We start from the raw sequence: 23063 nt of genomic DNA on the forward strand, positions 1-23063 counted from the left end.
GCCACGCAAAAGAGGCAAGCAAAAATGGATGTCACCGTCATCTGGGCTGCGATCATCGCACTCGGCATCTTCATGTATATCGTGCTGGACGGCTTCGATCTGGGCATCGGCATCGTGTTTCCGCTCTTCCCCGACGAGCACGAGCGCGATCTGATGATGGACACCGTCGCCCCCGTCTGGGACGGCAACGAAACCTGGCTCGTGCTCGGGGGCGCCGCGCTCTTCGCCGTCTTTCCGGTGGTATACGCCACCGTGCTCTCCGCGCTCTATCTGCCGCTCGTGTTCATGCTCGCATGCCTGATCTTCCGCGGCGTGTCGTTCGAGATTCGCGCGAAGGCCAACCGCACGAAGCACCTGTGGGATCTCGCCTTCATCGGCGGATCGGCGGGCGCCGCGTTCTTCCAGGGCATCGCGCTCGGTGCGTTCCTGCAGGGCATTCCGGTCGAGGGCGGCCATTTCGCCGGCGACGCCTTCGGCTGGCTCACGCCGTTCAGCCTGCTCACGGGGTTCGGGCTCGTCGCGACCTACGCGCTGCTCGGCAGTTGCTGGCTCGTCGCCAAGACCGAGGGCGATCTGCAGCGCCGCCTGCACCGGCTCGTGTGGCCGCTCACGATGGTCCTGCTCGTGTTCATCGCGCTCGTGAGCGTCTGGACGCCGCTGCAGGACGCCAGCATCGCCTCGCGCTGGTTCGACTCGCGGCTCTTCTGGCGTCTCGCCCCGGTGCCGCTGCTCGTGCTGGCCTGCGCGTACTGGATGCATCGCGCCGTGCGGGCGCGCCATCACAACACGCCGTTCATCGCGGCGCTCGGCCTCGTGGGGCTCGGCTATCTCGGGCTGCTCGTGAGCCTGTGGCCCTACGCGATTCCGCAGAGCCTCACGCTTTGGGAAGCGGCCGCGCCGCGTTCGAGCCAGATGTTCACGCTCGTCGGCGCGGCGGTGATACTCCCCGTCATTCTGGCGTACACGACGATGGGCTACTGGGTCTTCCGCGGCAAGGTGCGTCATGGCGACACCCATCACTATCACTAAGCGGCGCAGGCTGCCGGGCTGGCTCTGGTTCGTGCTGCTGTGGTGCGCGGGCGTAGCCGGGGCGGTTTCGCTGGGGTGGGCGTTCAAGATTCTGATGAATCTCACGCTGTTCGCGGTGAAATAATCGCGTCACGAGCACCACCGGCGCGCGATGCTTCCCCACTCCGCGCTAGACTGTCGGCCATCTGTCACTCGAACGATAAAGACCATGCAGCAGATGCCTTTCATGGAATGCGTAAAGCGCGCCTGGGCCAGCGCGCGCGCAGCCGCGACGCACATGCCCCTGCTGATGCTCGGCGCCTTCGTGGTCTATACCGTGCTCGGCTGGATCGCCTTCGCCGGGCGGCCCGTGCCGGGCCAGAGCGAAATGCCGTCGGGCGCGCTCGTGCTCGCGGCCGATATCGCATCGCTCCTGAACTCGATCGTCTATCTCGGCTTCGTCGTCAAGGTGCATCGCTTCGTGCTGCAGGGCGAGCACGCGGCGCCGCTCGTCCCGCTCGGCGGCAAGCCGCTCATGCGCATGTTCGGCGTGGGCCTCGTGCTCACCGTCGCGCTGATCGTCACGGCGCTCGTGCTTTACGCCGTGCTGCGGCCGCACTATGCGGGGGGCGTTGCGTTTCTCGGGTTCCTCGTCGGCGTCGTCTGGATCTACATCGCCGTGCGGCTCAGCCTGCTCTTTCCGTCGCTGTCGCTCGGCAACCCCATCGCACTGCGCGACGCGTGGCACGACAGCCGCGGCCATTTCTGGAGCCTGCTGGGCGTGCCGTTCGTGACCGTGCTGCCGCTCGCGGCCTGCGCAATGGTCGCGCTGTTCGCCATCGGCGCGGTGGGCATCACGCCCGCCATGCTCGGCTCGCCCGTGCGGCTTCTCGTGCTCGCGGCCGGCCAGAGTCTTGCGAATATCGTCTTTGTGCTGCTCACCGCGGCGGCCCAGGCCTGGCTTTACCGGCGCCACGCAGAGCGCTTGCCCGCGCCGCCCGAGGCCTGAGGCCAAGAGGCGAAACCGCCGCAGCGGCGCACCGCTTCACCAGATGCCCGGCAGGAAGCGATACCGCACGCGCTGCATGTACTCGCGGTAACCGGGCAGCCCCTCGGCCAGCACGCGCTCTTCTTTTACCGCTCGCCAGCCGATGGCGGCCATCATGATGGGCACGCCCGCGAGCCCCCACCATGAGCCCAGCATCAGCGGCGTGCCGGCCAGCAGCAAAATCGCGTAGGCATACATCGGATGCCGGATGTGGGCATACGGCCCGGTATCGCTCACCGCATGGCCGCGCTCGCGCTGGATCGCCACGACCGGCGCGGCGTAGCGGTTCGCGGCGAACACGCCGCGCGTGAGGTAGATGCAAAGGAAGATCGCAACGGCGCCTACCCCGCTCAGCCAGAGCGGCACGTGCGACCAGCCGCGGCGCACGGCATCGACGCCGATCAGCACGAGCCACGCGCACCAGCCAACGGTGACCATGAGCATGAACACCCGGTCCCAGGTGCCCTGGCCGCGCTGCGCGTACGGCGAAAGGCGCTCGGCCAGCAGCCCGGGATCGACGCGCGCAAGCCACAGGCCGAGCCAGAGGCTCGTGGCCGCGAACTCCGCCAGCCACAGCCAGGCGGCGGGCCACGCGAGCGTCCCCGCCGCGCCGAACAACAGCACGCCCATGAACGCAAGCCACGTCACCGTAATCGCGACCATACGACCGATCATTGCCGATTCCTTCGCCAGGTGTGTCCGCCTTTATTCGCGCTCATATGTCCCGCCTGCCCTGCCCGCGCTCAGTCAACCGGCGCCCGGCCCGCAATGCGCGCATACAGCATACCTGCATCGAAGTCCGAAGCATCGATGCCGAAGCGCGCGTGCAGGCAGTCCATCAGATCGTCCGCATCGGCGATCCTGCGCGTAAGCGTGCGGCGGCCGCTCGCATCGCGCTCGGTATAGCGGTCGTTGAACAGCGCCATGCGGCCCCCCTCTTGTACGCCGCACGCGATGAGATTGCCCGTGAAAAACGAATCCGGCGACGTCGACGTGTACCAGTTCGCGACTTCGTAATCGACCCATTCGGCCGGCGTCGATTCGAAGCGGTAGACATCGCTCCACGCGTCGGCTTCCTGCACGGCGAGCTTCCACATGCCGTCGGGCTGAACCGCGAGGGACGCGGCTTCGAGCGGCGTGGACTGCGGCGCCTGCGAAGCGAACGCGAGCGGCGCGCAAAGCGTCGTGCCGCCGAACCCCACATCGGCGAGCCATGCCGCGCCCTCGGCCTCCACGCGCAGGAGCATGTGCGTGCGCGCGGTGATCGCGCCCGCTGGCCGCCCGTACAGCACGCGTGCGGCGAGCGGCGTCACGCGAAAGCCGAGCGCCGCGAGCGCGTGAGCGAAGAGCGTGTTGTGCTCGAAGCAATAGCCGCCGCGCCGCGCATCGACGAGCTTCGCGACGATGTCTTCGAGACGGATCGAGATGCGCCGGCCAGCGAGAACGTCGAGGTTCTCGAAGGGGATCGCGAGCGGATGAAGCCGATGCAAGGCGCGCAGCACCGCCAGCGTCGCCGCGCGCGGCCCGTCGTAGCCGATGCGCGCGAAATAGCGGTCGAGTTCGCTGCGCCCGTCGGGACGCGAATCGGGGGAAAGGTCAGGCGAAAAACCGGAAACGGTCATGGGCAGCTCGTCCGATGAAAATGCGTGCCGCCCGGCACGCACGGTCATTCACGTAGCGATGATAGGCGAGTTCCGGCGCCCCGCCGATCGACGTTATTTCTGTCTAACCGTAAGCATAAACAACGCATTTCGATAGCTATTGGAAAGAAAACTGCATCCCCCAAGTAATTATCATGAGAATCATTCTCATTTGTGTTGACTCCTGTATTCCCGATGGGTACGATGGGCCCCGTTCGCTGGCCTCCTCAATGGCGGCGATCAAGAGAATTCATGTGCAGCGGTGCCCGCCGAACGGGCATCGACATAATCAATAAGGATCTCGATGAAGTTCTCCCGGTCAGTTCGTCCCGCCGCGCTGCGCGGCTACGGGATCCGGCGCCGCTTCCCGGCGCTGCGCAGGCTCGCCCTGTCCATCGCGTTCGCGACCCTCGCAAACGGCGCCGCCCACGCTCAGGAATCGGCCAACCCCGACGCCAATCCGGAAGCCCCGGAAGCCGACCTCGCCATCCAGGCCACGCCGTCCAACTTCTGGACCGGCATCTGGGCCCGCCAGAACCTGCTCGGCGACATGGGCGGTCTGCGCCCGTGGATGGGCCAGTACGGCTTCTCGTTCCAGTTGACCGAGACGAGCGAATATCTCGCGAACCTGCGTGGCGGCCTGAACCGCGGCGGCACCTATGACGGTCTCACCACCGCGACCCTGCAGCTCGACACGAGCAAGTACCTGGGCATCCCGGGGGGCCTCTTCAACATCAGCGCGCTCAACATTCACGGCTCGAACCTGAGCGCGCTGAATCTCGGCACGCTGAACACGGCGAGCGGCATCGAAGCGCAGGACACCACGCGCCTGTGGGAAATGTGGTACCAGCAGTCGTTTCTCGACAAACGCGTGGACGTGAAGATCGGTCAGCAGAGTCTCGACCAGGAATTCATGGTGAGCCAGTACGCGTCGCTGTTCGTGAACACGATGTTCGGCTGGCCCGGCCTGCCTTCGTACGACCTGCCGAACGGCGGCCCCGCCTATCCGCTCTCCGACCTCGGCGTGCGCCTGCGCGGCCAGATCAACGGTTCGCTCACCGGCCTGATCGGCGTGTTCGACGCCGACCCGCTCGGCAACGACCCGAACAACCTGAGCGGCACGAACTTCAACCTGCACAACGGTGCGATGGTGATCGGCGAGCTGCAGTACTCGATCAACCAGCCGGCCGAAGGCGATCTCGTGAGCGCCGACACCAGCAAGAAGCTGCCGGGCACGTACAAGCTGGGCTTCTGGTACAACAGCGACTCGTTCGCCGACCAGCAGAACTCGTCGATCCAGCACAAGGGCGACTACAGCTTCTACGCCGTGGCCGACCAGATGATCTGGCGACCGGACCCCGACGAGCCGCGCAGCATCGGCGTGTTCGCGCGCGTGATGGGCGCGCCGAGCGACCGCAACGAGGTCAGCGTTAGCGCCAATCTGGGTATCGTGATGAAAGCGCCGTTCGCCGGCCGCGACAACGACAGCGTGGGTCTGGGCCTCGCCTATATCAAGGTGAGCAATGACGCCGCGGCAGCCGACCTCGCTGCCGGAAACGTTCCGCGCGGCAGCGAAACCGCCCTCGAAGCGACCTACCAGTATCAGGTCAACCCCTGGTGGCAGATCCAGGCCGACGCGCAGTACACGTTCAACGCCGGCGCGGGCCAGAACCCGGACAACCCGACGGAGGCGCTGCGCAACACGTTCGTGGTGGGTGTGCGCACCAACATCACGTTCTGACCGCACGCCCTGTCACCACCGATCGAAACCTGATCCCATGGCCAACACCAAGTCCTCGCGAGTCTTTGCCGTCATGAGCGCCCCATGCGGCGCACGGTTTGCTTGCGGGGCACGGAGATTCACGATGAAACACGCAACGCGCACGCTCCTGCAACGCACGGCCCACTTCACGCGCGCCGCGCTCGCACTTGCCGCGGCGGCCACGCTGACCGGCGCCCCGCTCGCCGCCCACGCCGACCCCGAAGGCCTGCTGCCGTCCGTCCACAAGGACACCACGCTCATCAACACCGTCCCCGACAACGGCGACCAGAACCCATACGCGATCGTCGTCGCGCCGGTCAGCGCCGGCTCGGTCAAGGCAGGCGACGTGCTGGTGGACAACTTCAACAACGCGGCCAACATGCAGGGCATGGGCAGCACGATCGTCGATTACCACCCCGACACGAAGCAGATGTCGCTCTTCGCCACGATCCCGCGCGACCTGAAGGAATGCCCGGGCGGCGTGGGCCTCTCCACGGCGATGACGATGCTCAAGTCGGGCTGGGTGATCGTGGGCAGCACGCCCTCCAACGACGGCACGACCGGCACCAAGGGCGCCGGTTGCCTGATCGTGCTCGATTCCAGCGGCAAGATCGCGAAAACCATCAGCAGCCCGAACATCAACGACCCGTGGGGCAACATGGCCGTGGTGGACAACGGCGACCATGCCACGCTGTTCTTGAGCAACGCCGGCTTCGGCGTGGGCGGCGCGGACGGCAACCCGCCCGTGTTCAAGCAAGCCACCGTGCTGCGCCTCGACCTCGACATCCCGAGCGGCCAGGTGCCGGTCGTGAAGAGCGAGACCGTGGTGGCGAGCGGCTTCGGCGCGCAGGCCGACAAGGGCGTGTTCCTCGTCGGACCGACGGGCCTCGCGCTCTCCGCCGACAACAAGCTGCTCTACGTCTCGGACGCGATCGGCAACCGCGTCAACGTGATCGAAGACCCGCTCACGCGCGACACGAGCGCCGGCGTTGGCCGTCAGCTCACGGCGGATGGTATGCTCCACCGCCCGCTCGCGATGATCATGACGCCGCAAGGCCACCTGCTCGTCACGAATGCGCTCAACGGTCAGGTCGTGGAGATCGATCCGGCCGCGGCGAAGCAGCTCTACGCGCGCTGGATCGATACGGACAAGGCGCAGACGCCTCCGGGCAACGGCGACCTGTTCGGCATCGCGCTGACGCCGGCGGGCGACGGCTTCTACTACGTGGAAGACGACGTCAATACTCTCGTACTGGCAAAATAATCATGTCCTCCGAAGACCCCACAAACACACCCGAGCGCCCCAAGCGCCGGGGCTTCCTGAAGGCCGGCGGCGCCGCGGTCGCGGCGAGCGCGACGCTAGGCGCCGGCTTGTCCGCGCCCGGTGTCGCGCACGCGGCCATGGAAGCGAAGAAGCACGCGGCAAGCATGGACCCGCTGTTCGCCGTCGAGCCGTTCTACGGCGAGCACCAGGGCGGCATCGCCACGGCGCAGCAGGCGCACACCTATCTGGCCGCGTTCGACCTCACGACCACCTCGCGCGAGGACGTGATCAACCTGCTCAAGCAGTGGACCGAATCGGCCGCGCGCATGACGCAGGGCCAGCCGGCCGCGGCGCTCGAAGGCACCGGCGACGATCACCCCGCGCCCGACTCGGGCGACGTGCTCGGTCTCGGGCCGGCCGGCCTCACGGTGACGTTCGGCTTCGGCCCCGGCCTCTTCACCTCCGAAGGCAAGGACCGCTACGGTCTCGCGAGCAAGCGCCCCGCCGCGCTCGTGGATCTGCCGCGCTTCAACGGCGACCAGCTCGTGGCCGAAAAGACCGGCGGCGACCTCTATGTGCAGGCCTGCGCGAACGACGCCCAGGTGGCGTTCCACGCGGTGCGCCAGCTCGCGCGCCAGGGCTACGGCGTCCTGCGCATGCGCTGGGGCCAGGCCGGCTTCCTCTCGGGCCCGAAGGGCCAGACGCCGCGCAATCTGATGGGCTTCAAGGACGGCACGGACAATCCGGCAATCGGGAATCCGAAGGAACTGAACGAATTCGTATGGGCGAACGATGCCGACGCGCCCTGGATGCAGGGCGGCACGTACACGGTCGTGCGCCGCATCCGCATCACGCTCGAACACTGGGACCAGATGGAGCTCGGCTTCCAGGAGCAGGTGTTCGGCCGGCAGAAGTACAGCGGTGCGCCCATCGGCAAGGAGAAGGAGTTCGACCCGGTCGATCTCGCCGCGCAGGACAAGGATGGCAATCCGCTGATCCCGGAAAACTCGCACGTGAGGCTGTCGCATCGCTCGACGAACAACGGCGCGCGCGTCCTGCGCCGTTCGTACTCCTACAACGACAGCGCGAACTTCTATATCGAGCGCTGGCCGCCGTGGCGCCAGGAAACCGAATATGACGCGGGCCTGATTTTCATCGCTCACCAGGGCGACCCGCGCACGGGCTTCATTCCGATCAACGAAAAGCTCTCGAAGTTCGACATGATGAACCAGTTCACGACCCATGTCGGCAGCGCGATCTTCGCGTGCCCGCCGGGCGCGAAGCCGGGTTCCTATATCGGCGCGGAGCTGTTCTCGGCCTGAGTGCATGCCCTGAGGACGCCTGAGGAACCGACGACCCGGGCGCCTTTCTTCATCAACGGATAACGACACATCATGAAGCTTTCGTTCCCCGGCGCGCCGCTGCGCGCCGCCGCACTGAGCGTCGCCCTGGCCGTGGCCGGCACGCTGCCGCTCGCCGCTCGCGCCGACTCGATAACGGTGTACAACGCCCAGCACGAGCAGGTCATGAACCAGCTTGCCAAGGACTTCGAACAACAGAGCGGCATCAGCGTGAAGGTCCGCACCGACGAAGGTCCGGCGCTCGCGGCGCAGATCGTCGCCGAAGGCGACAAATCGCCCGCCGACGTCTACTTCACGGAAAACTCGCCCGAGCTGATGCTGCTCGAAGAGAAGAGCCTGCTCGCGCCCGTGCAGCCCGCCACGCTTTCCGCCGTGCCCGCGCGCTTCAGCTCGCCGGCCGGCCAGTGGGTGGGCGTGACCGCGCGCGAAAACGTGCTCGCGTACAACACGGCGAAGGTCCAGCCGGCGCAGTTGCCGCAGTCGCTCATGGATCTCGCGAAGCCCGAATGGAAGGGCAAGGTGGGCATCGCGCCGTCCGACGCCGACTTCCTGCCGCTGGTGGACGCCATGATCGCCGCCAAGGGCGAAGCCGCGACGCTCGAATGGCTCAAGGGCCTGAAGGCCAACTCGCAGATCTTCGACGACGACGAAGGCGTGGTGGCCGCCGTGAACCGCGGCGCGGTTGCCACGGGCATCATCAACAACTACTACTGGGATCGTCTGCACGCCGAAGTGGGCGACGCCAAGACGCGCAGCGCCGTGGCGCACTTCGCGAACGGCGACATCGGCGCGCTCGTGAACGTCTCGGGCGCCGCCGTGCTGAAGTCGGCGCACAACGCCGAGGGCGCGCAGAAGTTCCTCGCCTACCTCGTGAGCGATCGCGCGCAGAAGCTGATGGCGCAGGACCACATCAGCTTCGAATACCCGCTGCGCCCCGGTGTGGCCGCCGACCCGATCAACAAGCCGTTCGACCAGCTCCATCCGCCGCAACTGACGATCGAGCAACTGGGCGACGACAGCCAGGCCGGCAAGCTGCTGCGCCAGGCGGGTCTCCTGTAACCGCAACTGCAATGCCGGCACTATCGTGAGTGAAGCTGTCACCACGGCGCCAGCCATCGAGGAGCCGGGCGGCCACGCGCAGCCCGCGCGGCGGCGTGTGCCGCGCGCGCTGATCGCCGCCGCGCTCCTCGGCCCCCTGCTGGTGCTGCTCCCGCTCGCGCTGACGTTCTGGCGCGCGCTTTCGTTTGGATTCGCCGACGCCGCCGACCTGATCTTCAGGCCGCTCGTCGGCGAACTGCTGGTCAACACGCTCTCCATCACGGTCTCCGCGACGCTGGCCTCGGCCGTGCTCGGCACCGCCGTCGCCTGGTTCGTCGAGCGCACCGACGTGCCCGGCCGGCGCGTCTGGGCTTTGCTCGCCGCCGCGCCGCTCGCGATGCCCGCGTTCATCACGAGCTTTGCCTGGATTTCGCTGAGCCTCGATCTGCAGGACTTCCTCGGCGCCTTCATCGTCATCACGACGGCTTATTTCCCGCTCGTCTATCTGCCCGTAGCCGCCGCGCTGCGCGGGCTCGACCCCGCGCTCGAAGAAACGGCGCGCGCGCTTGGCTGCAACCGCTGGAACACCTTCGTGCGCGTGGTGCTGCCGCAATTGCGCCCCGCCCTCCTCGGCTCGATGCTGCTCGTCGCGCTCGGCGTGCTGGCCGAGTTCGGCTCGTTCCAGCTGCTGCGCTTTCGCACTTTCACGACCGAGATCTACGCCGAGTACCGCACGAGCTTCGACGGCGGCGGCGCGTCGCTGCTCGCCTGCGTGCTGATCCTGCTGTGCCTCGTCGTGCTCGCGCTCGAATTCCGCGTGCGCGGCCGCGCACGCTACGAGCGCGTGGATCGCGGCACGCGCCGCGCCGTCACGCGCCATGCGCTCGGGCGCTGGCGCTGGCCCGTCGCAACAGCCTTCCTCGGGCTCAACATCGCCACGCTGGGCGTGCCGCTCGGCATGATCGGCTACTGGCTCACGCAGCCCGGCGCGGCCGCGATCACGCCGGCCGACGTCTCGCCCGAACTGCTCTTCGAGACCACGTTCGCCTCGCTGCGTCTCGGCCTCACGGCCGCCGTCGTGACGACGCTGCTCGCGCTGCCGCTCGCGTACCTGCTCGCGCGCTATCCGGGGCGCCTCGCCACGTTCCTCGAACGCACGACGTTCGTGGCGCAGGGCGTGCCGAGCATCGTCATCGCGCTCGCGATCGTCTCGCTCGCCGTGCGCGTGCTCACGCCGCTCTATCAGAGCACGACGCTCCTGATCGTCGCCTACGCCATGCTTTTCCTGCCGCTCGCGCTCGTGAGCGTGCGCGCCGCGCTGCTGCAGGCGCAGCAGCGGCTCGAAGACACGGCGCGCTCGCTCGGGCTAGGCTGGTTCGAAACGCTGCGCCGCGTGGTGCTGCCGCTCGCGGGCCCCGGGCTCGGCGCCGCGGCTTCGATGGTGTTCATCTCCGTCGTCACCGAACTCAACGCGACGCTGCTGCTCTCGCCCATCGGCACGCACACGCTCGCCACCCAGGTCTGGAGCGACACCGCCACGCTCGCGTTCGCCGCCGCCGCGCCCTATGCCGCGCTGCTCACGGCGCTTTCGCTCGCCGCCTCGGGACTGCTGTTCGCTTTCGCGGGCAAGAGCGCGCTCGCCGCGCATTCGGTCACACCGCCCGAAGTGACCTCCTGACCGCCTTCACCGTATCGCCCATGAGCACTCTTCGCATTTCCGGCCTGCAAAAGGCGTTCGACGGCCACCCGGTGCTGCACGGCATCGATCTTTCCGTGAAATCGGGCTCGCTGCTGGCGCTGCTCGGGCCTTCGGGCAGCGGCAAGACCACGCTCCTGCGCGTACTGTGCGGCTTCGAGCGCGCCGACGCGGGCACGATCGAAATCGACGGCCGGCGCGTGGCCGGCGAGGGCCAGCATCTGCCCGCCGAGAAACGCCAGATCGGCTATGTGCCGCAGGAAGGCGCGCTCTTCCCCCACCTCACCGTGGCCGAAAACATCGTGTTCGGCCTGCCGCGCACGCAACGCCGCGCGCAGCATCGCGTGGCCGAGCTGCTCGAACTCGTCGGCCTTCCGGAGTCCTATGCGAAGCGCGCGCCGCAGCAGCTTTCGGGCGGCCAGCAGCAGCGCGTGGCGCTCGCGCGCGCACTCGCGCCGTCGCCCGGTCTCGTGATGCTCGACGAGCCGTTCTCGTCGCTCGACGCCGCGCTGCGCATCGAAACGCGCGAAGCCGTCGCGCGCGCGCTCGCCGCGGCGGGCGCGACCGCCGTGCTCGTCACGCACGACCAGGCCGAAGCCCTCTCGCTGGGCCACGAAGTCGCGGTGCTGTGGCGCGGGCGATTGCTCCAGACCGCGCCGCCGCAGGCGCTCTATCGGCGCCCCGTCACGCGCGAGCTGGCGGCGTTCATCGGCGAGGCCGTGCTGCTGCCGGGCACGGTGGCGGACGGCCGCGCGCAATGCGTGCTCGGCACGCTGCCCGTGGTGGAAGGCTCGATGGCCGCCGACGGCGAGGTCGACGTGATGCTGCGCCCCGAGCAGATCGAAGTGCTGCCCGAAGACGCGCAGCGCAGCGGCGCGCTCGACGCTCTCGTGCGCGACATCAGCTTCGAAGGGCAGGACGCGGCGCTCACGCTGCAACTGCTTGATTCGCCCACCACGGTGCGCGCGCGCGTGCCGGGCTACCGCACGCCCCGCCCCGGCGAGCGCGTGCGCCTCTCGGTAGGCGGCGAAGTCAGCGTCTACCCGCGCTGACGCCGCACCGAAAGATCCTGCACCATCTGCTGTGCCAGGTAATCGCAGGTGGGCCGGTTCGACTTCACGCTGCGCGCAACGATGATGTCGAGCGGCTCGATCTTCGGCAGGCCCTCATCCTCGCCCAGAATCGCGAAGCGCGGCGGCACGCTGCAGCGCGTGAGCGCGACGACGGCGATACCCGCCTCGACCGTCGCCATCAGCCCCATCAGGCTCGCGCTGCTATAGGCGGCGCGATAGCGGATCTGCGCCGCGTCGAGCGCCGCCACCGTATGCGCGCGCGCCACGCTGCCATGCTCGTAGAGCCCCACCGGCAGCGGCGACATGGCGAGCGGCGCGGAGTCCTCGGCCGAGCCCACCCACACCATGTCCTCGCTGCGCACGAACTCGCCGCGCAGCTTGCGGTCGCGCGTGACGAACGCGAGATCGATCTTGTTGTCCGCCAGCATCGGCCCTAGCGCCACACTCTGCGCGCAGACGATCTCGATCTCCACATGCGGGTAGAGCGTCGAAAAACGCCGCAGCACCGGCGACAGCAACGCCGCCATGTAATCGTCGGGTGCCCCCAGCACCACACGCCCCGTCACCTCCGGCCGCACCAGCGCCGACCAGGCCTCCTCCTGCAACTCGAGCGAGCGCCGCGCGTATTCAAGCAGCGTGCTGCCCGGCCGCGTGAGCGCGAGATTGCGCGTGTCGCGCGTGAACAGCGTGGTGTCGAGCATCTGCTCGAGCCGCTTGATCTGCATGCTCACCGCCGCCTGCGAACGGTGCACCGTGACCGCGGCCCGCGTGAAGCTGCCCGCGTCGGCCACGGCAACGAAGGTGCGCATGAGGTCGAGGTCGAATTCCGGGTTCATGATTCATCAGCGGCATTGATGGAATTGTTCAATTTAATTCGTTTGCCTGCGGTCCGCAACTGACGAATACTGGGGCGGTTTTCATCCTCCTTTCGCGTCACGAACCTATGCAAACCGCGAGCCCGACCCACCGCCAGCAAGGCGTCCTCATGCTCGCAAGCGGCGGGCTGCTGATGGGCACGATCGGCGTCTTTGTCGAAGAGGCGCGGCTGGGCGCCATGACGCTCGTGTTTTTCCGCTGCTTCTTCGGCATGCTGGCGCTCGCGGCGTACTGCCTGTACAAAGGCTGGCTCTCGCCGCGCCAGTTCACGCGCCGCACGCTGACGCTCGCAGTTTTATCGGGAGTGCTGATGGTCACGCAGTGGGTCGCGTTCTTCGATGCGATTCACCGCACCAGTATTGCCGTCGCGACGGTGGTGTTCCACGTGCAGCCGTTCTGGGTGGTGCTGATCGGCGCCGCGCTCTTTCACGAGCGCCTGGGCGCTGACCGTCTGGGCTGGATCGGCATTGCGTTCGTGGGCCTCGTGCTCGCTTCGGGCGTGATGGCCGAGGGCGCGTTGCAGGGGCATCAGCGCTATCTGATCGGCGTGGCCGAGGCGCTGGGGGGATCCGTGCTCTACGCGAGCGTCACGCTGATGGCCAAGAGTCTGGGCGGACTGCGTCCGCATTTGCTGACGCTCACGCAATGTGCCGTGGGCGCCGTGTGCCTGCCGCTGATCGCGCCGTTCTTCGCGCCGCTCGAACTGACGCATATCTCGGCCGCGCAATGGGGCTGGGTGATCGGCATGGGGGTGCTGCACACGGGGCTATCGTATGTGCTGATCTACGGCGCGCTACCGCAGCTCACCACGCCGGTGATCGCCGTGCTGCTGTTCGTCTACCCGCTCACGGCAATCGCCGTCGACGCGCTGGTGTACGGGCGCGCGCTCAGCGTGCCGCAGCTGGGCGGCATGGTGCTGATCGTGGTGGCGAGCCTGGGGGTCAATCTGGGGTGGCGGCTGTTTCCGCCGGTAATGGCGCGGATGCGGCGGTAGGGTCGACGGGTTCATGGAAGAAGCCCGCATTCCCGCTGACTTCCTCCCTATTCGGCGAAGACCTCCTGCAACGCCCGCAGAGTGTGCCGAAGCGTTTCTTCGGGGACCGAACCCTCCTTCTTGACCAATCGCACCTTGTCCACTGCACGAACCTGATCGAGAAGGACGAGACCCTGCTTCCGCTTGAACGTAACCGGAATTCGAAACGGTGCCGGACGGCCCTTCGAAGTCATCGGAGCAACGATGACTGTCCGTAAATGATCGTGCATTTCAGACGGGGAAATCACGACACAGGGGCGCGTCTTTTGAATCTCGCTGCCCAGTGTCGGGTCAAGCGCGACCAGCCACACTTCCCCGCGCACTACCATTCAAGCTCCGCATCGTCGGCATTCGGAAACTCACCCATCACCAGCGCATCATCGCCACTCTGGGCGAGCGCTTTGCTCGCCTCCGCCCAGCCTTCACGAGCCTGTTGTCGCGGCCGCCTCAGCACGATTGCGTCGTTTTCGATTTCCATTTCCACTTCGTTCTCCAATCCCAACTGTGCCAGAACGGGCTTCGGGATCAGCACGCCCTGCGAATTGCCCATCCTGCGGATTGTCGTTTTCATGACCTCACCGTAATCACAATGTTATTCCACGCCCTCATGAGACGTTAACACAATGTTATTACATTGCTGCGCTCGCGTCACCCCGGCAATGCCTCGCCCTTCGTCTCCGGCGCGAACGGAATGATGAACAAGCCGGCGACGAACGCCAACGCCGTGAGCGCCACCGGTATGCCCAGCGTGTGCATATGCAGCACCGCCGCGCCGAGCAGGAAGTTCACGCCCGCCCCCACGAAACGCCCGAACGACGTGCAGAACGCGAACGCCGTGGCGCGCACGCGCGTACCGAACTGTTCCGGCAGCCAAAGGCTGAACAGCGCGAAATTGCCGCCGAAGAAACCCAGCACGAAAAGCAGCACGATGAACGGCACGAGCCCGTTCTCGAGGTAATAAGCCCAGCCGAAACTCGCCGCAATCGCAATCGCCATCCCCGCAAAATAGATCGCAAGCGTCCACTTGCGCCCCACGCGCTCCGCCAGCGGCGGCAGCACGAGACAGCCGAGGATCGTGCCGATGGAGAGGAGTCCTGTCGCAATCGACGCCGTGCGGATCGCCTCGGCCTTGCTCGCGCCCGCGCGCGTCGCAAGCTGGATCACGGCGGAAGGCTCGTACACCGCGCCCGCCCACAAGCCGATGATCGCGATGGTGAGCAGCGCGCACGCCACGATGGTGCGCTTGCGATAAGCGGTCCCGAAGATCTCGCGCAGCGGGCGGCCTTGATGCTCGTGGCTCGCCTCAGACTTCTGCCACTTGTCCGGTTCCTCCACGCGCAGCAGCACGAGGATGGCTACCACCACCGGAATCGCGCCGGTGAGGAACATGGCGCGCCAGCCGAAGTGCACGCCTATCGTGTAGTTCAGCGCCGCCGCGATGAAAAAACCCGCGTAATAGCCGGTCTGCAGATAGCCCGCGCCCATCTTGCGCCGGTCCTCGGGCCATGACTCGGCCACGTAGGTGCCCGCCAGCGCCCACTCGCCGCCTATGCCGACGCCCGCGAGGAAGCGGTAGATGGCGAGCGCCCACACGCTCTGCGCGGTAGCCGAAAGACCCGTGAAGATGGCGAACATGAAGATGGTGCCGGCCAGCACGCGCGTGCGGCCGAAGCGGTCGGCAAGCGGCCCCCAGATGAACGAGAGCCCCCAGCCGACCAGGAACAATGCAAAAAGAATCGAGCCGGCGAGCCCGATATTCGACGGCGTGGCCGCATAGCCCGAGCGCGGCAGCAGTTCGGCAAGCGCGGGCGTGAGCACGAGCGCGTAGATGAACGAGTCCATGCCGTCGAGCGTCCAGCCGGCCCAGGCGCCCCAGAAACCCGCGATCTGCGAGCGGTTCAGCGGTGTTTTGGTCCGCGCTCGCCGCGCCGCACCGGTAATCGAATTCATGATGCTCCTCGTCCCATGCAAAGCAATCGGCGCGGGTTCGTATCGCGACGATTCGTCTGAAGAAAACGCTGCCACTTCCCCGTTTACGGCACCTTCTCGTTCGGCTTGATGGGGCTTCCGCCCGCGTCGTTTTATATATAATATTTGATCTTATGAGCGACGTAACGACTGGTTTTCCCCTGGAAGGCGAGACGACGGCGACCGGCCTGCCGGCCGCGGCGGCACCGCGCCCCAGCACTTCCCACGTGATCGCGAACGCCCTGCGCGACGCCATCGTGGCGGGCACGCTCGCGCCCGGCGCGCCGCTGCGCCAGGATGCCCTCGCGCGTCACTTCTCGGTGAGCGCCATTCCCGTGCGCGAAGCGCTGCGCCAGCTCGCCAGCGAAGGCTGGGCGCGTATCGAGGTCAACCGGGGCGCAAGCGTCGCGCCGCTTTGTGCCGACGAAGCGCGCGAGATCTACGAGATGCGTTCCGCGCTGGAAAGCCTCGCGCTCGGCCTCGCCATTCCGAAGCACACCGCGCAGTCGCTGCGCGAGGCGCGCGCGCTCGCCGACGCCGCAAAGCGCGAGCGCGATCCGTCGCTCTACGTCGCGCGCAATGAAGCGTTCCACACGAGCCTCTATGCGCCCGCCGGCCGGCCCCACTTGATGGAGACGCTTGCCTCGCTGCACCGGCGCGGCGAGCGCTATCTGCGCCTGAAATTCGGCTTTCCCGAGTACAAGGGCGAGTCCGACGCCGAGCATGCCGGAATCCTCGCGGCCGTGCAGCACGGCGACATTCCCGCCGCCCAGGCGCTCGTGGCCGCACATCTGCTCGGCACGGGCGAATTGATCTATCGTTTTCTCACCGAGCGCGCCGCGGCGCTGCCCGCTGCCAAAAAGCCGCGCTCTTCGCCGCGCTCTTCGTCTTCCCGCTCACGGAGCTGATCCGCCGATGAAGCCTCTCGCCGCAACACCCGAATCACACCCCCCCGCCCAGGCGCCGCGCTCGTGGACCACCCGCCGCGAAGAAAAAGCGCGTCGCCTTGCCGCCGTTGCCGGCTGGCTCGAAGACGGCGTGCTGCCCGCCGCACGCATGACCGAAGCCCTCGAACTGCTGATCCGCCCGGGCGACCGCGTCGCGCTGGAAGGCGACAACCAGAAGCAGGCCGACTTTCTCTCGCGCTCGCTCGCAAAGGCCGATCCCGGCAAGCTCAACAACGTTCATCTGCTGATTTCGAGCATCAGCCGCCCCGAGCACCTCACGCTCTTCGAGCGCGGCATCGCACGGCGCGTCGACTTCGCGTTCGCCGGGCCGCAGAGCCTGCGCGTGGCGCAGCTGCTCGAAGACGGCCAGCTCGAAGTCGGCGCGATTCATACGTATGTCGAACTATATGCGCGCATGTTCGTGGACCTGATTCCGCAGGTCGCGCTGCTGTGCGCCGAAAAAGCCGATCGCCACGGCAACCTCTACACGGGCGCGAACACCGAGGACACCCCCACCATCGCCGAAGCCGCCGCCTTCAGCCAGGGCATCGTGATCGTGCAGGTCAACGAGATCGTCGACGAACTGCCGCGCGTCGACATTCCGGGTTCGTGGGTCGACGTGGTCGTACAGGCCGACCGCCCCTTCGCGGTCGAGCCGCTCTTCACGCGCGACCCGCGCCATATCGGCGATCTGCAGGTGCTCACCGCGATGATGGTCATCAAGGGCATCTATGCGCCGTATGACATCGCCGCGCTCAATCACGGCATCGGCTTCGACACCGCCGCGATCGAGCTGCTGCTGCCCACTTACGGCGAGTCGCTGGGCCTCAAGGGCAAGATCTGCCGCCACTGGACGCTCAATCCGCATCCCACGCTGATTCCCGCCATCGAGTCCGGCTGGGTGGAGAGCGTGCACTGCTTCGGCAGCGAAGTGGGCATGGAGGCATATATCGCCGCGCGCCCCGACGTGTTCTTCACGGGCAGCGACGGCAGCCTGCGTTCGAACCGCGTGCTGTGCCAGCTCGCGGGGCAATACGCGGTCGATCTCTTCATCGGCTCCACGCTGCAGATCGACGCCGACGCGAACTCTTCCACCGTCACGCGCGGGCGCCTCGCCGGCTTCGGCGGCGCGCCCAACATGGGCCACGATCCGCGCGGCCGCCGCCATGCGAGCGAAGCCTGGCTCAAGCTGCTCAAGAATACGGGCCCGGTCTCGCGCGGCCACAAGCTCGTCGTGCAACTGGCGGAGACCTGGAAGAAAGGCGGCGAGTCGACCTTCGTCGACGAACTCGACGCCATCGCCGTGGGCGAGAAGAGCGGCATGCCCGTCGCGCCCGTGATGATCTACGGCGACGACGTGAGCCACGTCGTAACCGAAGAAGGCATCGCGCACCTGCATCGCGCGGAAGGCGTGGAAGAACGGCGCGCGGCGCTCGCAGCCGTTGCGGGCGTGACGCCCATCGGCCAGCGCGCGAAGCCCGAGAAAACCGGTGAATTGCGCCGCCGCGGCATCGTTCAGTTCCCCGAAGATCTCGGCATTCGTCGCGGCGAAGCGAAGCGTTCGCTGCTTGCGGCGCGCAGCATCGACGATCTCGTGACGTGGTCGGGCGGGCTCTACACGCCGCCCGCGCGTTTTCGCAGCTGGTGAGCGCGATGCGTATGCTTGCGTTCGATACCCGGACCGCGCTGACCGAAGGCAGCGGGGCACCGCTTGCGCACGATCCGCATGCCGCCTTCGCGGCGCGCGATGAGGCCGCCTGCCCCGATGCTCAACTCGCCCGCTTCGCGCGCGACGCGCTGATCGACGAGGCGCGGCTCACGCCGAAACCCGGTCTCGTCGACACGCGCGGCAGCGGCGCGCACAGCGATCTCGATCTTGCGACGATGCTGCGCTCCGCGCATGCGCTCGAACCGACGTTCCGCGCACTCGCGCGCGCCTCGCGCGGCGCGACGCCCGGCGTCGCCCTGCGCACCGATCTCGCGCGCATCGGCCGCGCCGGCGAAGCCGCGATGATGCGCGCGACGAACGGCAGCAATGCGCATCGCGGCGCGATCTGGATCGTTGGTTTGCTCGTGGCGGGCGCGGCCATCGTGCATGCGCCGCCGTGCAGCGAAGAATCGGCCTGCGCCCACGCCTCGCGCATCTGCGAAACCGGCGCGCAGATCGCCCGCTACGACGACCGCTTCTACGATCCCCTCGCGCGCCCCACACTCAGCAACGGCGAGCGCGTGCGCCAGCAATACAACGTGGGCGGCGCGCGCAGCGAAGCGCAGAACGGCTTCCCGCACGTGATGCTCGCAGGCTTGCCGGCCCTGCACGAAGCGCGCTCGCGCGCGCAAGACGAAAGCACTGCGCGCGTGGATGCGCTGCTCGCCATCATGGCCTCGCTCGACGACACCTGCGTGCTGCACCGCGCGGGCCACGCCGGCCGCGAAGCCGCGCAAGCCGGCGCACGGCGCGTGCGCGAGGCCGGCGGCATCGCCACCCCCGCGGGGCGTGCCGCGTTCGATTCGCTCGAACGCGCGCTGCTCGCGCTCAACGCATCGCCGGGCGGCGCGGCCGACCTGCTCGCCGCCACGCTCTTCATCGACAGACTCGTTCAGCACCGCATCGGCGGAGGAACCCCATGGAACAACTGACTTTCGACTACCCGGCGCAACGCGCCGTGACGACGCGCGCGCACGTGGGCGTCGTCGGCTCGGGCGATCTCGAGGTGCTGCTGCAGCCCGCCGGCGACCTGCGCGCGCGCGTGACCGTGCATACCAGCGTGGACGGCTACGGCCACATCTGGAAGAGCGTGCTCGACCGCTTCTTCACGCGCTACGACGGCGCCGCCGAGATCGAGATCAACGACTTCGGCGCGACACCCGGCATCGTGGCGCTGCGCCTTGCGGAAGCCGTGGAAGCGGCCGAGGACGCGGCACAAGGAGCGCAATCATGAGCGCCGTACAAGAAGGCGCTCCGCGCGCCCTGCTGCGCGAGAGCTTCATCGAACTCACGGCGCGCGAACGCGCGCGCGCCGTACTCGACGCGGGCTCGTTCCGCGAACTGCTCGGCCCGTTCGATCGCCTCGAATCGCCGTGGCTGCCGCTGCAAGGCATCGTCTGCCAGGCCGACGACGGCGCGGTCATCGCGCGCGGCACGATCGACGGCGAGCCCGCCGTCGTGGCCGCCATCGAATCCGCGTTCCAGGGCGGCAGCATCGGCGAAGTGTCGGGCAGCAAGATCGCCGCGGCGCTCGAACTCGCGCTGGCCGACTGCGAGCGCGGCAAGATCGTGCGTCCCGTCGTGCTGTTCGAAACGGGCGGCGTGCGCCTGCAGGAAGCGAATCTCGGTCTCGCCGTGATCTCCGAGATCCAGGCCGCGATCGTCGCGCTGCGGCGCTATGTGCCGGTTGTGGGCGTGATCGCGGGCATGGTCGGCTGCTTCGGCGGCATGTCGCTCGCCGCGGCGCTGTGCTCGTATCTCGTGATGACGAAACAGGGGCGGCTCGGCATGAACGGCCCCGAGGTGATCGAGCAGGAAGCCGGTATCGAGGAACTCGACGCGAGCGATCGCCGCCGCGTGTGGCAACTGATCGGCGGCGAGCAGCGCGCGCAGACCGGCTACGCGGACGCGCTGGTGGAAGACGCCGTGGACGACGTGCGCGCCGCCGTGCAGGCGGCCTTTGCGCGGGGCGTACCCGCTGCCGCCCGCAGCGAGCAGGTGGACACGTACCTCGCGAAGCTCGCGGCGATCGACCCCGCAACGATTGCGCCCGAAACGATGCGCGCCGCGTTCGGCGCGGCACCCCTCACCTCGCGCGGAGAAACGGCATGACCCATACGATTTCGAGCCGCGGCGCGCAGTGGCTGCGCGCCCTCGCAGGCGGCAGCGCCGCCCAGGCCAACGGCGGCGCGGTGCACTACGCCGATGCCCCGCTCGGCGACGAAACGGCGCGTTTCATCGCGGTCGTCCCCGATCCCGACAACCGCTTCCCGCGCGCGCGCGATAACGTCGTGGGCCTCGAACAGGGCTGGCGCCTCGCGCAGACCGTGCGCGAGGCGATTGCCGCCGACGCGGCGGGCCCGACCCGTCGGCCCATCGTCGCGGTGGTCGACGTGAAGAGCCAGGCCTATGGCTATCGCGAGGAAATGCTCGGCATCCATCTGGCGTGCGCCGCCGCCGTCGATGCCTATGCGAGCGCACGGCTTGCGGGCCATCCCGTGGTGGCGCTGATCGTCGGGCCGGCCATGTCGGGCGCGTTCCTCGCGCACGGCTACCAGGCCAACCGCATCGTCGCGCTCGACGCGGAGGGCACGATGGTCCACGCGATGGGCAAGGAAGCGGCCGCGCGCGTCACGCGGCGCAGCGTGGAGGAACTCGACGCGCTCGGCGAAACGATCGTGCCGATGTCGTATTCGCTGGCGTCGTTCGGCAAACTCGGCCTGCTCGACGAACTGATCGAGGGCGTGGATGCGGACGCGCCGAGCGCGGAGCAGATCGCCCGCGTGCGTGACGTGCTCGCGCGCATGGTGGACGAGGCCCGTGCGGACCGACGCGATCTCTCGCACCGTCTGCAAGGCGATGCCGCGCAGCGCACGCGCGCGGCATCGATCGAGGTGCGCAAGCGCCTCGCACAGCAGTGGGACGCAAGCTGATGCGCGTCTGTGCCGCGCCGCCGTTCGCCGCCGACGCCCCCCGCGTCGCGGACGCTCGCTGGCGCGCGCACGATCTGCTGCGCGTGTTGCGGATTCCTTGCGCGCACAACGAGACAGAATGGGTGCGTGCGGCGCTAGAACGCGCGCCGTGGGCAGTCGTAAGACGCGCAGAGGCGCCGGCCGGCTTCGTGGCGGCGGGCGTGCGCGGGTCGGCGCGCGACCAACGGTTCGGTACGTGGCTACATCATCAGGATATCGAAGCGGTTTGCTCGCCCGAAGACCTGTTGCAGCGAGAACCGCAGGCCGGACGCAGCACCCTGCCCGCGTTCGCGGCCCTGACGCTGCTGCGCGAAAGGGTGTCGCCTCTTCGTGAGTTCGCCTGGGGCCCGACTGGCAGCACCGGATTCGAGCTGGCCTCCGGCGTAGCCACGTTATCGGCCACGAGCGACCTGGACTTGCTGATCCGGCTGCCCGAGCGTAGCGAGGCCGCCCTGCTCCGCTCGCTCGCCGACGTGCTCGCCCACGCTGCCGCGCGCGCCGGCACGCGTGTCGATGCGCAGATGGAAACACCCGCGGGCGGCGTGGCGCTGGCCGAACTCGTCGCGGGCAAGCCGCGCGTGCTCGTGCGCGCGAACGACGGCCCGCGCTTTGTCGCCGATCCCTGGCTAACCTCATGACACTCGCGCTGATGTTCCCCGGCCAGGGCGCGCAAAGCCCCGGCTTTCTTCACCGACTGCCGCAGCACGATGCCGTGGCCGCGACGCTGGATGAAGCCTCGGCAACGCTTGGCCTCGACGTGCTCACGCTCGACAGCGCCAACGCCCTGCACTCCACCGTGGCCGTGCAGATCGGCCTCACCGTGGCAGGGGTCGCCTGTGCCCGCGCGCTCGCGCACGAGGGGCTCGCGCCGCAGTTCTACGCCGGACTTTCGGTCGGGGCCTTTCCGGCCGCGGTCTCCTGCGGCGCGGTTGCGTTCGGCGACGCGCTGCGGATGGTCCGCAAACGCGCCGAACTGATGGAGACAGCGTGGCCTGGCGGCTATGGCCTGACGGCCATCTCGGGCCTCACCGAAACGCAGATCGAAACGCTGGCGCGCGCCCAGCTTCAAGCGGGCGGCGAGCCCGTCTACGTCGGCAACGTCAACGCGCCGCGCCAGATCGTCGTGGCAGGCGCCGATAGCGCACTGGAGGCGTTCGCCGCTCGCGCACTCGCGCAGGGCGCGAGAAAAGCGCAGCGTCTCGCGGTATCCGTTCCTTCGCACTGCGAATTACTGACCGATGCGGCGAAGCAGCTTACGGCATGGGCGCGTAACATCCCCTTTCGAGCGCCGCAGAGCGTCTACATCGACAACCGGGGCGGCCGCCCGCTCCACACCGGCGAGGCGATCCGTGCGGATCTCGCCACCAACATGCGCTACACCGTGCGCTGGTTCGACGCCCTCACCGTGATGATCGAGTCGGGCGCGACGGTGCTGGTGGAAGCGCCGCCGGCGCAGGTGCTCACCGACATCGCCCGCGAGCAGTTTCCGGACGTGGCCGCGTTGAGTGCTTCGACGCTGCCTCTCGAACGGCTGATCCCGATCGTGCGGCGACGCCTGGACGAGGATGCGTAAATCGCACAAATACGGCGTTTATGCGCATAAAGTGAGATCAGGTTTCCAGCAGCCGGAAATCGGTGCCGGATCCAATAAGCAACGCTCGCCGATCTT

Annotated in this window: 24 protein-coding genes; 18 read left to right on the forward strand and 6 right to left on the reverse strand. The window is 67.9% G+C overall.

Translation table 11 applies throughout. The features are described from left to right. Nucleotides 1-24 precede the first annotated feature (24 nt). The 3 genes from cydB (at nt 25) to BAC01S_RS33355 (ending at nt 2017) form a co-directional block, all read left to right on the forward strand. Nucleotides 25-1029 carry a cytochrome d ubiquinol oxidase subunit II gene (gene cydB, locus BAC01S_RS18925; protein WP_027796179.1) on the forward strand — a complete coding sequence of 335 codons (1005 nt, stop codon included), beginning with the start codon at nt 25-27 and terminating at the stop codon, nt 1027-1029. Then, nucleotides 1004-1153, forward strand: a complete 150-nt coding sequence (locus BAC01S_RS35145; RefSeq protein WP_169740138.1) for a hypothetical protein — start codon at nt 1004-1006, stop codon at nt 1151-1153. The genes cydB and BAC01S_RS35145 overlap by 26 nt, the downstream gene beginning before the upstream one ends. An 84-nt stretch (nt 1154-1237) precedes the next feature. Further along, nucleotides 1238-2017, forward strand: coding sequence for a hypothetical protein (locus tag BAC01S_RS33355; RefSeq protein ID WP_027796180.1), 780 nt, complete (start codon nt 1238-1240; stop codon nt 2015-2017). A 36-nt stretch (nt 2018-2053) separates the two neighbouring features. On the opposite strand, the gene BAC01S_RS18940 is transcribed toward BAC01S_RS33355, so the two are convergent. Further along, nucleotides 2054-2731, reverse strand: coding sequence for a methyltransferase family protein (locus tag BAC01S_RS18940; protein ID WP_027796181.1), 678 nt, complete (start codon nt 2729-2731; stop codon nt 2054-2056). Nucleotides 2732-2799: 68 nt separating this feature from the next. Next, a complete protein-coding gene (locus BAC01S_RS31845) occupies nt 2800-3678 on the reverse strand; it encodes an arylamine N-acetyltransferase family protein (RefSeq protein WP_043202885.1) in 879 nt (292 codons plus the stop codon). Between the two features lie 322 nt (nt 3679-4000). On the opposite strand from BAC01S_RS31845, the gene BAC01S_RS18950 reads away from it, so the two are divergent. The 6 genes from BAC01S_RS18950 (at nt 4001) to BAC01S_RS18975 (ending at nt 11869) form a co-directional block, all read left to right on the forward strand. Further along, nucleotides 4001-5437: a carbohydrate porin gene (locus BAC01S_RS18950; protein WP_027796182.1), complete on the forward strand. Its 1437-nt coding sequence runs from the start codon at nt 4001-4003 to the stop codon at nt 5435-5437. A 124-nt stretch (nt 5438-5561) separates the two neighbouring features. After that, a complete protein-coding gene (locus BAC01S_RS18955) occupies nt 5562-6722 on the forward strand; it encodes an NHL repeat-containing protein (protein ID WP_043202802.1) in 1161 nt (386 codons plus the stop codon). Nucleotides 6723-6724: 2 nt separating this feature from the next. Further along, nucleotides 6725-8044, forward strand: coding sequence for an iron uptake transporter deferrochelatase/peroxidase subunit (efeB, locus tag BAC01S_RS18960; RefSeq protein ID WP_043202804.1), 1320 nt, complete (start codon nt 6725-6727; stop codon nt 8042-8044). A gap of 72 nt (nt 8045-8116) precedes the next feature. Continuing rightward, entirely contained in the window at nt 8117-9142 is a 1026-nt protein-coding gene (locus tag BAC01S_RS18965) for an iron ABC transporter substrate-binding protein (RefSeq protein ID WP_027796184.1), read from the forward strand. Between the two features lie 25 nt (nt 9143-9167). Then, nucleotides 9168-10799 carry an ABC transporter permease gene (locus tag BAC01S_RS18970; RefSeq protein ID WP_027796185.1) on the forward strand — a complete coding sequence of 544 codons (1632 nt, stop codon included), beginning with the start codon at nt 9168-9170 and terminating at the stop codon, nt 10797-10799. A 20-nt stretch (nt 10800-10819) separates the two neighbouring features. After that, complete coding sequence (locus BAC01S_RS18975) at nt 10820-11869, forward strand: ABC transporter ATP-binding protein (RefSeq protein WP_027796186.1); 1050 nt, start codon at nt 10820-10822, stop codon at nt 11867-11869. Here BAC01S_RS18975 and BAC01S_RS18980 read toward each other — a convergent pair. Then, nucleotides 11857-12726 carry a LysR family transcriptional regulator gene (locus BAC01S_RS18980; protein ID WP_027796187.1) on the reverse strand — a complete coding sequence of 290 codons (870 nt, stop codon included), beginning with the start codon at nt 12724-12726 and terminating at the stop codon, nt 11857-11859. The genes BAC01S_RS18975 and BAC01S_RS18980 overlap by 13 nt on opposite strands. 107 nt (nt 12727-12833) lie before the next feature. Here BAC01S_RS18980 and BAC01S_RS18985 point away from each other — a divergent pair, with 107 nt between their 5' ends. Then, complete coding sequence (locus BAC01S_RS18985) at nt 12834-13760, forward strand: DMT family transporter (protein ID WP_027796188.1); 927 nt, start codon at nt 12834-12836, stop codon at nt 13758-13760. A gap of 47 nt (nt 13761-13807) precedes the next feature. On the opposite strand, the gene BAC01S_RS18990 is transcribed toward BAC01S_RS18985, so the two are convergent. The 3 genes from BAC01S_RS18990 to BAC01S_RS19000 all read right to left on the reverse strand — a co-directional run bounded on the left by BAC01S_RS18990 (nt 13808) and on the right by BAC01S_RS19000 (nt 15749). After that, nucleotides 13808-14128 (reverse strand): type II toxin-antitoxin system PemK/MazF family toxin, encoded by a 321-nt coding sequence (locus BAC01S_RS18990; protein ID WP_027796189.1) that lies wholly within the window; start codon nt 14126-14128, stop codon nt 13808-13810. Then, nucleotides 14122-14370, reverse strand: a complete 249-nt coding sequence (locus tag BAC01S_RS18995; RefSeq protein WP_027796190.1) for an AbrB/MazE/SpoVT family DNA-binding domain-containing protein — start codon at nt 14368-14370, stop codon at nt 14122-14124. Before BAC01S_RS18995 ends, BAC01S_RS18990 begins: the two co-directional genes overlap by 7 nt. 77 nt (nt 14371-14447) lie before the next feature. Continuing rightward, the gene (locus BAC01S_RS19000) at nt 14448-15749 is read right to left on the reverse strand and encodes an MFS transporter (RefSeq protein WP_027796191.1); all 1302 of its coding nucleotides are present in this window, start codon (nt 15747-15749) and stop codon (nt 14448-14450) included. A 152-nt stretch (nt 15750-15901) separates the two neighbouring features. Here BAC01S_RS19000 and BAC01S_RS19005 point away from each other — a divergent pair, with 152 nt between their 5' ends. Genes BAC01S_RS19005 through mdcH form a run of 8 tightly spaced genes read left to right on the forward strand, consistent with a single transcriptional unit; the run spans nt 15902 to nt 22967 of the window. Next, nucleotides 15902-16675 carry a GntR family transcriptional regulator gene (locus tag BAC01S_RS19005; RefSeq protein ID WP_027796192.1) on the forward strand — a complete coding sequence of 258 codons (774 nt, stop codon included), beginning with the start codon at nt 15902-15904 and terminating at the stop codon, nt 16673-16675. A 7-nt stretch (nt 16676-16682) separates the two neighbouring features. Further along, complete coding sequence (mdcA, locus tag BAC01S_RS19010) at nt 16683-18362, forward strand: malonate decarboxylase subunit alpha (RefSeq protein WP_027796193.1); 1680 nt, start codon at nt 16683-16685, stop codon at nt 18360-18362. Nucleotides 18363-18373: 11 nt separating this feature from the next. Then, entirely contained in the window at nt 18374-19354 is a 981-nt protein-coding gene (locus tag BAC01S_RS31850; RefSeq protein WP_084168679.1) for a triphosphoribosyl-dephospho-CoA synthase, read from the forward strand. Further along, nucleotides 19342-19656: a malonate decarboxylase subunit delta gene (locus BAC01S_RS19020; RefSeq protein ID WP_027796194.1), complete on the forward strand. Its 315-nt coding sequence runs from the start codon at nt 19342-19344 to the stop codon at nt 19654-19656. The genes BAC01S_RS31850 and BAC01S_RS19020 overlap by 13 nt, the downstream gene beginning before the upstream one ends. Then, the gene (locus BAC01S_RS19025; RefSeq protein ID WP_027796195.1) at nt 19653-20534 is read left to right on the forward strand and encodes a biotin-independent malonate decarboxylase subunit beta; all 882 of its coding nucleotides are present in this window, start codon (nt 19653-19655) and stop codon (nt 20532-20534) included. Before BAC01S_RS19020 ends, BAC01S_RS19025 begins: the two co-directional genes overlap by 4 nt. Beyond that, on the forward strand, nt 20531-21355 hold the full coding sequence (gene mdcE / locus BAC01S_RS19030; protein WP_027796196.1) for a biotin-independent malonate decarboxylase subunit gamma: 825 nt from the start codon (nt 20531-20533) through the stop codon (nt 21353-21355). The genes BAC01S_RS19025 and mdcE overlap by 4 nt, the downstream gene beginning before the upstream one ends. Next, nucleotides 21340-22032, forward strand: coding sequence for a malonate decarboxylase holo-ACP synthase (locus BAC01S_RS19035; RefSeq protein ID WP_322786897.1), 693 nt, complete (start codon nt 21340-21342; stop codon nt 22030-22032). Before mdcE ends, BAC01S_RS19035 begins: the two co-directional genes overlap by 16 nt. Beyond that, complete coding sequence (gene mdcH / locus BAC01S_RS19040; RefSeq protein ID WP_043202806.1) at nt 22029-22967, forward strand: malonate decarboxylase subunit epsilon; 939 nt, start codon at nt 22029-22031, stop codon at nt 22965-22967. Before BAC01S_RS19035 ends, mdcH begins: the two co-directional genes overlap by 4 nt. Nucleotides 22968-23063 lie beyond the last annotated feature (96 nt).

The organism is Paraburkholderia acidipaludis NBRC 101816 (assembly GCF_000684975.1).
Taxonomy (GTDB): domain Bacteria; phylum Pseudomonadota; class Gammaproteobacteria; order Burkholderiales; family Burkholderiaceae; genus Paraburkholderia; species Paraburkholderia acidipaludis.

What these genes read in the sequence shown, in the direction of transcription:
- BAC01S_RS18985 (WP_027796188.1), top strand. Translation starts at nt 12,834, where the DNA reads ATGCAAACCGCGAGCCCGACCCACCGCCAGCAAGGCGTCCTCATGCTC.
- BAC01S_RS19020 (WP_027796194.1), top strand. Translation starts at nt 19,342, where the DNA reads ATGGAACAACTGACTTTCGACTACCCGGCGCAACGCGCCGTGACGACG.
- BAC01S_RS18975 (WP_027796186.1), top strand. Translation starts at nt 10,820, where the DNA reads ATGAGCACTCTTCGCATTTCCGGCCTGCAAAAGGCGTTCGACGGCCAC.
- BAC01S_RS18965 (WP_027796184.1), top strand. Translation starts at nt 8,117, where the DNA reads ATGAAGCTTTCGTTCCCCGGCGCGCCGCTGCGCGCCGCCGCACTGAGC.
- BAC01S_RS31845 (WP_043202885.1), bottom strand. Translation starts at nt 3,678, where the DNA reads ATGACCGTTTCCGGTTTTTCGCCTGACCTTTCCCCCGATTCGCGTCCC.
- BAC01S_RS18980 (WP_027796187.1), bottom strand. Translation starts at nt 12,726, where the DNA reads ATGAACCCGGAATTCGACCTCGACCTCATGCGCACCTTCGTTGCCGTG.
- efeB (WP_043202804.1), top strand. Translation starts at nt 6,725, where the DNA reads ATGTCCTCCGAAGACCCCACAAACACACCCGAGCGCCCCAAGCGCCGG.
- mdcE (WP_027796196.1), top strand. Translation starts at nt 20,531, where the DNA reads ATGACCCATACGATTTCGAGCCGCGGCGCGCAGTGGCTGCGCGCCCTC.
- BAC01S_RS18955 (WP_043202802.1), top strand. Translation starts at nt 5,562, where the DNA reads ATGAAACACGCAACGCGCACGCTCCTGCAACGCACGGCCCACTTCACG.
- BAC01S_RS18990 (WP_027796189.1), bottom strand. Translation starts at nt 14,128, where the DNA reads ATGGTAGTGCGCGGGGAAGTGTGGCTGGTCGCGCTTGACCCGACACTG.
- BAC01S_RS18995 (WP_027796190.1), bottom strand. Translation starts at nt 14,370, where the DNA reads ATGAAAACGACAATCCGCAGGATGGGCAATTCGCAGGGCGTGCTGATC.
- BAC01S_RS31850 (WP_084168679.1), top strand. Translation starts at nt 18,374, where the DNA reads ATGCTTGCGTTCGATACCCGGACCGCGCTGACCGAAGGCAGCGGGGCA.
- BAC01S_RS18950 (WP_027796182.1), top strand. Translation starts at nt 4,001, where the DNA reads ATGAAGTTCTCCCGGTCAGTTCGTCCCGCCGCGCTGCGCGGCTACGGG.
- mdcH (WP_043202806.1), top strand. Translation starts at nt 22,029, where the DNA reads ATGACACTCGCGCTGATGTTCCCCGGCCAGGGCGCGCAAAGCCCCGGC.
- BAC01S_RS19000 (WP_027796191.1), bottom strand. Translation starts at nt 15,749, where the DNA reads ATGAATTCGATTACCGGTGCGGCGCGGCGAGCGCGGACCAAAACACCG.
- BAC01S_RS35145 (WP_169740138.1), top strand. Translation starts at nt 1,004, where the DNA reads ATGGCGACACCCATCACTATCACTAAGCGGCGCAGGCTGCCGGGCTGG.
- BAC01S_RS18940 (WP_027796181.1), bottom strand. Translation starts at nt 2,731, where the DNA reads ATGATCGGTCGTATGGTCGCGATTACGGTGACGTGGCTTGCGTTCATG.
- BAC01S_RS19005 (WP_027796192.1), top strand. Translation starts at nt 15,902, where the DNA reads ATGAGCGACGTAACGACTGGTTTTCCCCTGGAAGGCGAGACGACGGCG.
- cydB (WP_027796179.1), top strand. Translation starts at nt 25, where the DNA reads ATGGATGTCACCGTCATCTGGGCTGCGATCATCGCACTCGGCATCTTC.
- mdcA (WP_027796193.1), top strand. Translation starts at nt 16,683, where the DNA reads ATGAAGCCTCTCGCCGCAACACCCGAATCACACCCCCCCGCCCAGGCG.
- BAC01S_RS33355 (WP_027796180.1), top strand. Translation starts at nt 1,238, where the DNA reads ATGCAGCAGATGCCTTTCATGGAATGCGTAAAGCGCGCCTGGGCCAGC.
- BAC01S_RS19025 (WP_027796195.1), top strand. Translation starts at nt 19,653, where the DNA reads ATGAGCGCCGTACAAGAAGGCGCTCCGCGCGCCCTGCTGCGCGAGAGC.